The organism is Puniceicoccus vermicola, assembly GCF_014230055.1.
GTDB classification, from domain to species: Bacteria; Verrucomicrobiota; Verrucomicrobiia; order Opitutales; family Puniceicoccaceae; genus Puniceicoccus; species Puniceicoccus vermicola.
This window is the reverse complement of record NZ_JACHVA010000053.1, coordinates 265,032-278,503: the sequence shown is the minus strand read 5'-3', so window position 1 is coordinate 278,503 and position 13,472 is coordinate 265,032. Positions and strand designations below refer to the sequence as shown.

The window sequence follows — 13,472 nt, the reverse complement described above, 5'->3', positions numbered from 1 at the left end:
CGAATCGCACTTTTCCGGAGTTTCGGAGAAACGGCTCTCGTCATTCCTCTCCAACACCGGGCAAAGAGACCAACAAAATCTTGTACAGGCCGGACGCAAAATATCTCGCATCAACAAACTGGTCACACCGCCTCTACCAACCCCTTGGCGACTTCCTATCGACTCCCGGGGTGATCAAATCGTCAAAATTCCACTCCTCTCATTTCTTCTCCGGAAGGGAACCGTCCGGATAAACGATTTCGAAATAGGGAGTTCCATACTCAAGCGATTCCGTATCCATCTGAAGTGTCAGCTCGCCAGCCTTCAATTCACAGGGAACTGTCTCACCCCGGGTCCCATCCATATTCAACGCATAGACTACTGGTTTGACGGTCTGGGAGGTTTTTAACCGGAGCGAAACTTTCGCGGTCTCCATCAGAATGGGGAGGTCTCCGATCTCAGCGAGAAGCAGCATGTTCGAACGCTCGAACGTCATTCCATCATTCAACGCATTCGTTGCGAATACGAGGAGCAGGTGGCTGGAATTGAGAATATCTCCCTCGCTCTCGAGGGTCCCCACTACAACCGATGCAGGACGGGAACATTCCTCAATTTTCAGATTTCCCAAATCAACGGGAGAGTTCTCTTTCAGGATAGCCCCCTCCAAACGTGGGCTCACGACAGACATTGTTTCCTTTTTGGCATCCAGAACGATTTCCTTCGTATCACTTTCAAAAACTCTCTCTTCAAAGCTGGTTCGATTGTCCGAAGCGAGGACACCCGCGTCTCTCAATTCCTCGATCAGGCCATCGAAATACCCTTCGTCCGCGGACGAGGCCTTCACATACCAGGTTGTGACTTTCAAAGGAGAAAAATGGTTGGGCATCATCTTCAAGGTGGGCGTCACCTTTCCGACCGCCATGAGCGGCTCCACCTCAGAGTAGGACACCCCGATTTTCGCAAGCATGGAGAGCTTCGCATACCCATCTCCGATCGCTGCAAGGAAATGCTTGGGAAACATAAGGTCCCAGGTCAGAGGAAATTCGATCGTCTGCTTCGACTCTTCCACATCTCCCCGCCGGAATGCGAGTGCGGCCACGGTTTCGGACGCTCTCGATATCGGATCGATGGCGCTTTCAAAAAGGGCCAGGGGCTCATACACAGTATCTCTCACTGCCGTGGTATCTCCATGAACCGTTAGGCAATCCCATCCTTGAAACGAAGCATAAGAACCGAAGTAAAGCCCTCGCTCGTGACGAAACTTATTGTACGCACTGTGCGAATATTCGGTAACCAAGAACGGCCTATCCAGAAAGCGCGCAGCGGCAGCCGCCCGAAAGTAACTCGAATTCAAGGAGCTTTCCTGGCGTACCATGATGTCGTACTGAGGACTTCCGAGTTTGAAGCGCCAATTCGGCGATTTCTCGACCAAATTCTTCGTAGGGATTCCCTTTGAAGGATGACTGAAATATGAATGCTGGGCGATGACCGGCATCAATGCCCGGACAGGAACTTCCATTGTTCGCATAATCATATCCCACTGCGAGATCAGGCCGTTATATCCGATCCCTCGAAGAGTCTCAAAATACCACTTTGTCATGTCCGACATCGTTTCGATGAGAAAGCTTCCAGCATCCTCCGACCTTGCATCCCCTTTTCGCAGCAAGTCCTCACTGATCACCGGAACGTTTGCGAACGTAATCGAAGGATCACTCCAGGCCTTCTGAAGATCTTGATCATTGCCATACTTCTCCCGCAGGAATTCGACAAAGAAGGGAGTAAACTCCTTCAGCATGTTTTTGTCGTAGAGACGAAGATCCTGTTCATTGAATGGTTCTACGAGAGCCACCATCGGATCACTCTTCAGACTGGTTCCCGTATACTGGTTCTCTCGGGTGAGGAGATATTCGACGGCATTTTTCCAATGCTTTCGATACTCCGAATTGAAGAGAAGCTGCGTTCGAAAACTCCTCCGTGAATCAACCTTGCTGGTGTAGGCTAAGGTGTAGCCACTGTTGGCGGCCATCAGATCGAGGTTGATATAGATCCCACGCTCCTTCAGGCAAAAGATCAGGTATTCGAAGCGATCGTAATTTTCAAAATCGAAATCGATTTCTTCGGCCGATTCTGGAATTCCGGTCTCCAGCAAAGTCTTGTGAGGCCGGTCATGAATTTTGAATCCCAGAAGAAACCGTTCCACGTGATGCAAACGCACCATATTATACCCCTGCCGCGCGATCGCATCGGCGTAGTTTTCAATATCCTGCTTTGTCCAAGTGTGCGCGTTCTTGCGCCACCAACTAAGGGAATTGTTAAAGGCAAGAAACCGAACCGGATGATCCGGACGTTGTTCGAAGACCAACCGCCCTTCCTCCGAGACGATCAGACGCCCATAAGATCCGGCGGGCTCGGGCTTCCCCATGAGATTCGCGAAATCCAGAGCCGTACCGGATTTCACGATGTAGGCATCCATATTCAGTGGCTTCCACCGTTTTCCCGGCCGAATCACTAGCAGACCGGGGTCGAGAGGAGCTCGTGACGGCTCGCCATAGACAAAGCGCCAGCCCTTCGATCCACTTTTCACCTTAACCGCAAGAACGTTGTTTCCCTTTTGGACCGGAAAATCAAATACATGGTCATTGACGGAAAAGTCCTGGGAAACGTTCCCGGTGCCCAGCGTATCATAGATCGGCTTGCCATTCATGAAGACCTGCATCCACCAATCGGCGGCCATCCCGACGCGCATTGTCCCCACGCCCGAGGACTCAAACTCATTGAATAGAATCGCAACTCTTCCGGATTCTCCGCCCCCCGAAGCGGACTCCAGGTCGATCTCTCCATCAACACCCCCCACGAGGAAAGGAGTCACCGAGCCCGAAGGTCCCTTCATCTCGCTCGGGATTCTCGCAAAATCCTCGGGCGGAGATACATTTTTAAATACCACCCAATCGTCACTCAGTGCCAACGGCACCATGGGAGGAACCTCCCGCAATCGAATCGGTCCAAAGTATAAAGTCGAGGGCTGACCATAGGAGGCCAGCATTACCCGGGATACGGTCATTTCCTCCGCGTAATCCCTATCCGTTTTAAATTGAAAAGAGTATTTTTTCCAGTCTTCCGAGACTTGAAACTCCTTGGTCGATCCGGGCACCACCGTATAGGGATTATTCCTCAGTCCGGCACAGATATCCAGAACTCCCCCTTCGGTGGCTCGACAAAAGAAGCTCACTTCATAGGTCTTCCCGACCTCCAGGCCTCCCTTGTAATCTGCAGAAAATTGAATCTCCCAGGGCACCGCTCCGAAGTTCAAGCTCTCCAGTTCAATCATTGCCACCTTCTCGCCAGCAGGGGTGCGAACCTCGGAATTATAGAAAATCTCTGCAGAATGATGCTTTGATGCAGAAAATCGCACATTCTCGGGAGGATCATACTCCCACGTAGCGAGGGAGGAATCGCCAAAAACAATCGACGACGACGACACCACACCCAGAAACAAGCACTTACAAAACAATTTATTCATATCAAATGTTGTCATGATTCGTTCAGCCAAATTACTGGCCGCAAAGCTTTTCACTCCGCCTCGACCAGCAGATAATCCCGAAAGTTTTCAGCAAATTCGTCTTCGGGCACCGCTTCCACGTGACCATCAGCGAAGACTCCCAGAACCGTATCCGTTCCCCGAGTGCTAGGCCTCGCTCGCGAGATACCGAAGACATCGCCACCGAGCTTCTTGGAGTTTATGTACCACATCCCGTGCTCATTCTCCGCGCCTCCATTTTCGGCTGCCAAAACCATCATTAACTTCGCCGTATTGGTGTTCCCAAGACTCGAAATCCGCAAAGCTCCTTCCCCCGGGTAGCTGGGATAGCCTCTCAACACTTCTGCATTTGCGCCATAATCCCCCAGTGTTCCATGTCTATCGTAAGCGAGCATGGGATCGACAAATACCGGGTGTATTCTCCTTCCGCCCTCAAGCTCAAATCGATTTTCATCGAGGTATTCAGGCAACGTATTCGTGCTCCAGATCGGGCTCTGCCATGCATCCGAAGAACACATAAGAGGGAATTTCCCGGAATGGTCTGCCGCGTACAGCATGATAGCCTGCCCGATTTCTTTGAGATTGGAGACACTTTGGGATTTTTGCGCATTTACTCGAGCCCGAGAAATGCCGGCGTATCCCAATCCAATTAGAACGAAAATCACGGCGACCGTGGCAATCAGCTCAATCAAAGAAAAACCGGAGCGTTTCGACAAACTATTCATGGGGAGGACAATAAACTGGGATATCTTCGGATCGAAACGGTGGTTTTAGAAACCCAAGGGAGACTCCCATGTCGAACCCGTGAGATTCCCTTTGTCGAATCTCCTAGGGAGGGACAAAACGGAGTTGTCGACTATTTCCTTCTACGGCGAACGAGGACGACAAATGAAATCACCGAGCCGAGTAGTAACAACGAGGTGGAATTGGGCTCGGGAATCGACTCCAAAGACATATTGTCGACCGCGAAATAGGAATCCGCACTTGGGGAGGTCAGGGAAACCGCGTTCAAGGAGTCGATCTCAGATTGAAAATAGGTAATGTTCGAAACCGTCGTTTCCTCGTCGCCAACCATTCCGTAGGAGATCGAATACGACGGGGTTTCGGACGCGAAATCGACCTCAACGGAAAGATTGTATAGATTTTCCGTGGTAAAAGTCCCGCCTTCGTAAACCGATCCTTCAAACGCATTCTCAACCACGTTCACCCATCCGGCACCGGATCCATCGTAGGCCTGCAAACTGAGCAGATTTGAGTCCCACTCTCCGGTGGTATTGACCATCCGAAAATTGATCGACGGAGTCGAACCGCCTTCAAATGATCCGATCCCCAGATTAAAGGCTCTATTGCTCGCGCTCGTCGAGCTACTGGCGGCAAAGGTTAGACTCAGTTTCGCGACCGCCGGACCGTCGACAATCATTTGCCGAATCGAATCACCGTTTTCGATCAACACGGCGGAAGTGGATCCGAGAACCAAACCGTCGATCTGAGTGGGCTCTGTCGCACCGCTTCCGAAAAGGGACCATCCGACCGGCATCCCATCTTCCCAATCGTCAAAAGATCCGTTCTCGATCAATTGAGCGGACAAATGTGAAGCCGACAGAAGGAACAGGGAGCCAAAGGTCGACAACAGGATTTTTTTCGTCGGGGCAGTGAGGAAATTTGAGGTAAATGAGAACATTCTTACGAAAATACCTCGAAACAGATACTTTCAAAGGCGAATAAGTTACCCGTTCTTGATAAAACTTACTGAGATTCCATAATTCGCTCCAGAGAGCCTTCATATAGCATCAAAAACTCAACTTAGGATTTGTTATCTCTCTGTCTTAAAAATGATTTCCCTCGAAATTCCCTGGGGGAAACTTGCTCCAATCTTTTAAACCAATTCGAGAACTTGGAGAGATCCACGAATCCCATTTCATACGCAACTTCCTTAATACGCACTTCCGGACGCAGCAATTGCCGGCGTGCATATCGGATCCGCCTTTGCTCGTGATAACCGCACAAGCTCTGGTGATAGAACTCGAAAAACAGCTTGTTTAGGTGCCCTAAACTCAGGTTAACCCGATCCGCCGCTCCTTCAAAGTCCAACACCGGCAGCATCTCAGACTGCTCCTCCAACCACCGGCGCGCTTCCACCACCCTCGGATCAACCTCACTGGAACTATCCAGATCTGGGAGAGATTCGCGCCAAACGGGAATCGACGCAGCCAGCCAGGAAAGGAACCAAGTCTTAATCTCCAACACCTTCGATAGATCACAGGTGATTCCGCGAAAATGCCATTCGAACTCCTCTGGATGACCCTCCTGTTCTCGGATTCGGTTCATCGCCTTTTCCAATTCGCCCAATTGCGGAACAATCAATCCAGGGCGAAGGTCGAGTGCCGGTCGCAAACTGTCCAACCAGAACACCCGAAAGGCCAATGAGAACAATCGGGCATCCGCACTAAATTCCTGCCTTCTGTATCCATTGGGCAGAAACAACCACTGCCCCGTTTCAGCAGTGAAGTTACGCCGCGACGTTCTCACCTCGACCTGACCCGACTCCAAATACCAAGCGGTTAACTCATCGGGACTGCACTCCATGGATCGACCGGATTTCGTCGGCTCCCCCCAGCGTAAACAAAGCAAATGAACACAGCAATTTTGCCACTTTTCGGGGGTCAGGGAAAGGGTGCCGGACATAACCCAAGATTACCTAAGATTCTCAAATATCCGCAAGTTTATCCATCCCGATTCTGATGTTTTCATCCACCTCCCCGTTCCCTCCAATCCTGATTTTTGATAAGATTTTGGCCGATTTTCATTATCGATCCATTTAATGATGTCCATAAAGTATTGTCGTTCTCGATGAGATCCGATCAACTCAATGTTTTTCACCAAAGCATCCGATCAAACCTCAAGTGCGGGGAGTTTTGGAACGAAATGATCGCATTTGCTCCGGCCTTTAGGAGCGCAACGCTTCAGCCTGCGCTGCGTAATCACAAGAACGCACCGAAGACGCGGGCTGAAGCACCGCGCTCCCCTGAACCTTTCCGTGGTTTTCTCCCAAAGAGGGCTGCTCTTGCCAAGTGAAGTCCACGCACCCGTGGTTAGACCCTCTCCTCAACTCACTGAAATTCCCACTCGACAATTCAGCCGGAAACCGGAGAATCCTCCGCTTTTACGTCCCATCTTGCTTCGTCGGCAGTGGGACATTCCGCTTCAGGAAACGGCCGGGGGATTAGCTCAGCTGGTTAGAGCGCCTGCTTCACACGCAGGAGGTCGGCGGTTCGAGTCCGCCATCTCCCACCAGGCTTCGTTCCGAGCGAAGCGAAAGAACGAAGCCTGCCACGGCGTATAGCGCGAAGCGCAGGAGCCGGGCCCTAAACAGCAACACCGTTCGCTCTCCTCTACGCCCGGGCGCGCCATTTTTGCTAGATCTCATCCACCACGATTCAATTCAACCGTGTTTCCCACCGAGAATTGAAGGATTGTCTCTGCTGGTAATTGACGTCCTAATCGGAGATTCTCTGAGCACCAATTTGCACGTCCTCCCTCCGCACTACATCTGGACCGTCCGGAATGATCACCAACTTTTTCAGACCTCTCGTTTTTGGCCTTTCGGTCATTGTCGCCGGTTCACTTCACAGCGAACCGGAAGACTTTCCTCTTCCCGCTGAGACCTCATCCCCTCGGGAGACCTTGGAGACCTTTCTTCAATCTACCCGCAAGGTCGACGAGTATTTCCAGTCTCCCAAACACGGCGATGACCAAACCCAGAACTTGGACTGGGAGATCAAACGAGCCCTCGACACCCTCGACCTCAGCGAGATTCCCGATTTCGTCAAAAGGCAAATGAGTCGCGAAGCGGTCCTCAAGCTCCGGGAAATTCTCGACCGAGTAAACCTCCCCCCAATGGATTCGATTCCCGGGACCAACGACCCCTCGCTCCCAAAAATCTGGCGGGTGCCCGGAACCATGATTGAGATCGGCAGAGTCGAGAGTGAAGGCGAAGAAACCCAATACCTCTTTACCTCGGAAACGGTCGCGCGCCTCGATGACTACTACGCCCGGGTTGAGCCGTTTCCCTACCAGTCCGGAGCCCTCCCCGGCTTTTACGAACGACTCAGATACGTTCCCGGCGATCCCTTCCTCCGCCGGATCGTTGCCAGTCTTCCGGACTGGACGCAGCGGGTTTGGTTGAATCTGAAAATCTGGCAGTGGATTGGATTCGTCGGTTCCATTGCAGCCGGATCCTTCCTGCTCGTTTTCCTCATCTGTATGGCTCGCCTCTCCCGCAGGATCGACCCATCGCGGCATCGCATCGGACTACTGGTTTCCTCGATTCTCCCTTTAGCAGTACTCCTCGTTCCTTTCAGTCTCAAGTGGTTTGCCAACCACGGCCTCGCTCTTTACGGCGTCCTCCTCGAGGCAACCAACCTGATTCTCAATGTCTTTTTGATTGCGACCGCCCTCTTTGCGGTCTGGGGGATTGGCTTCCGATTTGTCGAGGTATTCGCCGAGCTGGCCTCCCGCTCCTCCCGAGCGATGGACCGTCTACTGGTTCGCCTCTTCGGGCGCCTTGCGACTATTTTCTTTGCGATCGTCGTTCTTCTGGAGGGCGGCAACAGCCTGGGAATCCCCATGACGACCCTGATCGCCGGTGCGGGAGTAGGAGGTCTGGCCCTTGCGCTGGGCGCGCAAGCTGCGGTCAAAAATCTGGTTGGCAGCATGATGATCCTTCTCGACAAACCTTACAAGGTCGGGGAACGAATCTTGACTCGCGGGTTCGACGGGATCGTCGATGACGTCGGCATTCGTTCCACCCGAATCAAATTGCTGAACGGAAATATCGCCACTATCCCTAACGAAGAGATGGCCCAAGCGGAGGTCGAGAACATCTCGCGGCGGCCCTATATCCAGAAGTTCTTCAAATTCTACCTCCCCCTCAATTCTACCGAAGAAGAGCTCGCAACCACTCTGCGCATTCTCCGGGAGACCCTTGCTGACCACGATGGCATGGTCGAAGACTTTCCTCCGCGGGTCGTGATCGGAGGATTCGAACGCGACGGGATCGAGGTGATGGGAATCGTCTGGCACCACCCCCCTGGAATCATCGGCTTTCCAGATTGGATGGAGTCCACCACCCGCACCCTGTTGCGCGAATTCAAGGAGAACAAGATCCGCCTTATTCCGCCAGCTCGCTGGATGGAGTCCCCGCAGGATTCCGCGAAGACGAATTTGCCAGAGGCTTAGACCTTACTGTCCGGCCCGCAAGCCTTCCACACGCCGACGGAAGGATCGGGCTATTCGGCGATAAAGTTCCATGCCGAGCATTTTGTCCTCGATGCCCGCTTCAATCGATGGGTTGTCATTGACCTCAATGACCATGACCTCCTTCCCGATCTGCTTGAGATCGACTCCATAGAGTCCATCGCCGACGAGACGAGCTGCGCGTTGAGCGGTCTCGAGCACCTCACGGGGAGTGTCGTCAACATGCAGGGTTTGCGCCGCACCGCTTTGAAGATCTTCCGATTCGGCCGCCCAGTTGTAGATTTGCCAATGCCCCTTAGCCATGAAGTAACGACAGACAAACAAAGGCTGATGATCCAGAATGCCCACCCTCCAGTCGTACTCACTGGGAACATACGCCTGAGCAAGAATGAGTTCTGATTTTTCAAGCATACTCGACAATGTGGAAATCAGCTCCTCAAGATTCTCTACTTTTCGGACCCCGAGACTGAAAGCCCCATCTGGAATTTTCAGCACGCATGGATAGGTCACTTTCAAAGAGGCTCCATTCTTCAGATCATCCTTGGTGAGAATCCATGTCTGAGGCGCCGGGATCCGGGCTCGGGCCAGCGATTCTGAGAGGTAGATTTTATTCGTGCTCTTAAGAATCGACCATGGGTCATCAATCACTGCCAAGCCTTCGGCGTAAGCCAATCGCGACAGTTGATAGATGGGGCGATCCACGGCGGTCGTCTGTCGAATAAAGACTGCATCAAATTCTCGAATACGATCAACATCATCCGTGGTAATGGTCTCCGTGTAGAAACCCTCCTCACGGGCCGCTGTAGAGAAGCGTTCGAGAGCCTTGGCGTCGGAGGGAGGAGCCGGATCCAAGGGGTCAACAACAATCGCCATATCGTAAAGAAACTTCTTCTTCAGCTTTGGGACCTGCTGCCGTTTTGCGAAGAATTTGCCGACCCGCTCCTTAACCTGTGAGCGCTCTTCCTCCGAGAAGGATTGAAGGGATAGCGGCGCGACACTGGCAATTGCCCAAGTTTTCTTCCGGCGGGCAAACTGCACCCGCAAGAGAGGCGCCGGGAACAATCGATAGAGACGCTGCCCCAACGCCCCGAACCCGGGAGTCAACGGCTGACCAAAAACCAAGCGCAATGCGATCTCATCCGTTTCCACTTTACGGAGAGCCGACTGAATTTCATCCTCCCACTCCATTCCGCGCAGACGCAGAACGGCGTTGGAACGAAAGTCGCGAAGCGTAGCCACGTCCGGAATTGCCCGATGCCCCCGCGCCTCCGCCAGAAGCGACACATAATAGCCGAGACTTTGGTAGCTATAGGATCGGCACAGATTGAAAACGCGAGCTCCCGTACTGAATCGCTGAAAGCGAACATGCGACAGGTAGTTTCTGGCAGAAACCACCTCGACGAGTTCACCGGGAAACTCCCAACGAGCCGGATTATCGACGACGAGCAAATTGAGGACAGGCATGGATGATGAAGAGAGTCAGGAAGAGAGTTCAGAAGGGGAAAGGTCCTTAAACATACGAATCCCCGAATCCGTCGGGCCATAATAGTCGGGCAGAAACTCGTCCCGGCCAAAACCACGGCGGTGATAGAAGTCGACTAATCGCACGTCCGAGGCATCTACCTCGAGGCTCATTCGTAAGGCCTTACGGTCGATGGCGCGGGACTCGCCCCAATCAAGAAGAGTTCGACCTCCTCCTTTCGCCTGAGCCTCGGGGAGAACTCCCAAAGAGTAGATTCGGGTGAGGTGCGGATGGTTCCGCAGCGTGATGGAACCAATGGATTGATTCAATTCGTCGAGGAGAAGCCAGACTTCCTGGTGGGGGCTGACCACGCTCCGCCGAATGGACCGGCGGCTCTCTCTTCGCGTTGGGGCGAAAAGGACACATTCCAAATTAAAGAGGAAAGGCAGGTCGGCGAGCGCCGCCCGACGGATATGCAGGGGCATCGATGTAAAAAGAAGACGATATAAATGACCGGTCTGGGTTCGCCCGTCTAGGCAAATCAATCGACTCTGATGCGAATTCCGCCTCGCCGCCGGAGCCCCTAAAAGTCCGGAGGACTTACTTTGCCTCGGCTTGTTCGTCCTGCTCTTCCAATTCCTTCTCGTGCTCGGCGACGACCTCTTCGTGTTCCGCCTTTCCTTGCAGCGGATCCTTGCGCTCAGACAATGCCGCGATCCGTTCCGTCTTCCCATAGATGACCAACTTATCGTCTTCGAGGATCTCGTATTTTCCCCGCGGAACACCGATATAAGTGTTGTCCCCCCGAATGATTCCGAGAGCGAGGAGCCCCTCCTCATCCAGATTCAACTCCGCCAGGGTTCGCCCTTTCATCCACTCATTTTCGCCGACATCGACTTCGGCAATTTCGAAATCCTCCATGACATTCATCAGGCTTGAAAAGTCTTTTGTTCGAATCCCGGTATAGCGATCGAGCAGACGGTTGATCAATGGGGTCAACAATCGGTCCAACCGCTGTGATTTAGCCAAAAAGAAGAGAAACCCCAAACCAAAGAAAAGAAGAAGAAGAGTCTCGACGTTGCTCAACTTGGAGCCGCCACTCACGAAGCCGAGAATCAAGGTAGACACCGCCGTCACCAAACCCGCGTTTCCGACGAGAATGAGAATCATAATGATTCGCCGGCGGACCGGGTGCTTCACAACCATCTCAGATTCCTGAGTGGTGAAGCCCGCACCCGAAAAGGCCGAGCGAGCCTGAAAACGGGCCCGATTTCGCGACATCCCGGTATGCGTCAGAGCGATTGTGGCCACTTTGGTCACCAGCATCGAAAAGCCAACGACGAATAAAAGAGTGATGATGGGAACCATTTGAAATCAGTTTAGTGCAACGGCGATCAGAACTCAAGAATCCTGAACACACCTGGGAATGAGAACACGAAAGAGGGTCCCTTTTTCTTCCTCGGATTGGACTTCAACCGTCCCTCCCAACGATTCGACGGCCTCGCGAACGAGAACCAGTCCTAACCCTGAACTCGGCTCTCCCTCGGTGCCCGCTCGACCATTGCGCGCAGAGATTTCCCACAAATCCCGGAGAAGTTTTTCAGGGATTCCGATACCGTGATCTTCCACCTCAAAACACACATCCTTGACCCCATGAGCAAAAACCCGCAAGTGAACTGTGGCCCGCTTGGGGGAAAACTTGACCGCATTGGAGAGAAGGTTTCTCAGACAGGTCTCCAGAAGGGTTCGATCCGTCGTCAACTCGAGCTCGGAATCTGAACTTTCTTCCAACTCGATCTCTTTGCTGGTGAGAGATGCTGCCAAGTAAGAGCGAACCTGCTGGACAACCTCCGAAACCGGAAAACAGGTGGACTGCTGCGTATACTTGCCCCGTTGCATTTTCGCCCAAAACAAAAGATTTTCAAGAAAGGCCGAGGTTGCGGCAGCAGACTCCTGCATCGTTTTCAGCAATTCTCTGGACTCCTCCGAACTGAGATCTATATCGGCCTGCGACAGGATTCCGCTCAGATTCTCCAGTCCTCCCAAGGATCCCCGCAAATCGTGACCGATCACCGAGAAGAGTTTATCTTTTTCGGCGTTAAGGTTTCTCAATTCCTGCTCCATTCGAAGCTGCGCGGTATCGTCTCGGATGACCAAGAGATATCCCGTGCGATGATGATGGCTATCTTCAATGTTGCTGCGCGAGGCTACACAAATTTTCGCCCCTTCTCCACCGCCAATCGTGACCCGCACCGTCTCTCCGTCCGCCATGTCCGAGGTCTGGTTCAGGGCAGGATAGGCCTCAAAAACCCGAGAGCTAGTTTCTCCAATCGGCAACTCATCCAGCCCCAAGAGATCCTTCGCGCTCTGGTTCGCTTTGACCAAACGCCCATGATAATCGAAGACCAAACAAGCGTTGCCGATTCGCTCGAAAACTCTTTCCAAAGCGACGGGGAGCAGATCGAACAGCTGGAACCAGAATATCCCAACTCCGAGAAGAATCCCGGATGCGAGGAAGAAATAGGTCGTCAGATCAATGTCCGGAGCCCAAAACCAGTCTCCCAAAAAGAGGATAAACCCGACATAGGGGAGAATCACCGCAATCAGAACAAAACCGAATTGCTTCCGCATAGTCGGTTCCGATCGAGGCGGAAAACGCCGCAACAAGTGCAGGACTCCGATAGCCCCCATCCCACAAACGTAAATTGCGTCGATGATATACCATGGCCCTGCCGTCAGCGAGAGCCAACTCCTGCTCCCGTTCCCAAACACCTCAATGGACTCATAGAAAAGATGATGAAACTCGTTAGTCGTCTGCAGCAAGAAGGTGGTCGCCGGGACAAACCAAAGGCCCACCCGCAAAGAGGGGCGGAGTTTCGGCATCCCGAGAAACTCCCGCAGGATGAGGTACATCATCGGTGCCACCAGTGGAATCGCGAAATACTCGGCCTTGAGCCAGAAGCGCATTCCTTCCTCGTGGATGCTCCCGAGCTCCAATGCATAAGTGAGGCTCCACCACCCCAGGGACAGAGTCAGAACTGAGAACATTTTTCCCAGATGCCCAAATTTTGGCCGCGAGGTTTCAATTGCCAGCCAGAAGGAGACAGCAGCGGGGGCGATGAGAAAGAGACTCCACCCGTTGGGAGCGAGTGCGAAGAGCGAGGCCATGGAAAGCCCTTTCTTTATGCCGATTGAAGGGTGGGGTCAAGCGGGGGTGAAATGCAATTTTCCACCAGC

The 13,472-nt window shown here is 52.8% G+C and carries 9 protein-coding genes and 1 tRNA gene; 2 read left to right on the top strand and 8 right to left on the bottom strand.

Annotated elements, in window-relative coordinates:
- Positions 1–199: 199 nt before the first annotated feature.
- The 4 genes from H5P30_RS07320 to H5P30_RS07305 form a co-directional block, all read right to left on the bottom strand.
- The gene (locus H5P30_RS07320; RefSeq protein ID WP_185692306.1) at positions 200–3,499 is read right to left on the bottom strand and encodes a carbohydrate binding domain-containing protein; all 3,300 of its coding nucleotides are present in this window, start codon (positions 3,497–3,499) and stop codon (positions 200–202) included.
- Positions 3,500–3,549: 50 nt separating this feature from the next.
- On the bottom strand, positions 3,550–4,242 hold the full coding sequence (locus tag H5P30_RS07315) for a type II secretion system protein (protein WP_185692305.1): 693 nt from the start codon (positions 4,240–4,242) through the stop codon (positions 3,550–3,552).
- Positions 4,243–4,373: 131 nt separating this feature from the next.
- Positions 4,374–5,198: a PEP-CTERM sorting domain-containing protein gene (locus tag H5P30_RS07310; protein WP_185692303.1), complete on the bottom strand. Its 825-nt coding sequence runs from the start codon at positions 5,196–5,198 to the stop codon at positions 4,374–4,376.
- A 122-nt stretch (positions 5,199–5,320) separates the two neighbouring features.
- Positions 5,321–6,103, bottom strand: a complete 783-nt coding sequence (locus tag H5P30_RS07305) for a helix-turn-helix transcriptional regulator (RefSeq protein WP_221774314.1) — start codon at positions 6,101–6,103, stop codon at positions 5,321–5,323.
- A gap of 631 nt (positions 6,104–6,734) precedes the next feature.
- On the opposite strand from H5P30_RS07305, the gene H5P30_RS07300 reads away from it, so the two are divergent.
- Positions 6,735–6,811, top strand: a tRNA-Val gene (locus H5P30_RS07300).
- 270 nt (positions 6,812–7,081) lie between these two features.
- On the top strand, positions 7,082–8,755 hold the full coding sequence (locus H5P30_RS07295; protein WP_185692299.1) for a mechanosensitive ion channel family protein: 1,674 nt from the start codon (positions 7,082–7,084) through the stop codon (positions 8,753–8,755).
- A 3-nt stretch (positions 8,756–8,758) separates the two neighbouring features.
- Here H5P30_RS07295 and H5P30_RS07290 read toward each other — a convergent pair whose 3' ends face one another.
- From H5P30_RS07290 to H5P30_RS07275, 4 genes are all read right to left on the bottom strand, one after another.
- Positions 8,759–10,237 carry a RimK family protein gene (locus H5P30_RS07290; protein ID WP_185692297.1) on the bottom strand — a complete coding sequence of 493 codons (1,479 nt, stop codon included), beginning with the start codon at positions 10,235–10,237 and terminating at the stop codon, positions 8,759–8,761.
- A 15-nt stretch (positions 10,238–10,252) separates the two neighbouring features.
- Positions 10,253–10,720, bottom strand: a complete 468-nt coding sequence (locus H5P30_RS07285; RefSeq protein ID WP_185692296.1) for a GNAT family N-acetyltransferase — start codon at positions 10,718–10,720, stop codon at positions 10,253–10,255.
- Between the two features lie 115 nt (positions 10,721–10,835).
- On the bottom strand, positions 10,836–11,603 hold the full coding sequence (locus H5P30_RS07280) for a TrkA C-terminal domain-containing protein (protein WP_185692294.1): 768 nt from the start codon (positions 11,601–11,603) through the stop codon (positions 10,836–10,838).
- 33 nt (positions 11,604–11,636) lie between these two features.
- Positions 11,637–13,403, bottom strand: coding sequence for a sensor histidine kinase (locus H5P30_RS07275; protein ID WP_185692292.1), 1,767 nt, complete (start codon positions 13,401–13,403; stop codon positions 11,637–11,639).
- Between the last annotated feature and the right edge of the window lie 69 nt (positions 13,404–13,472).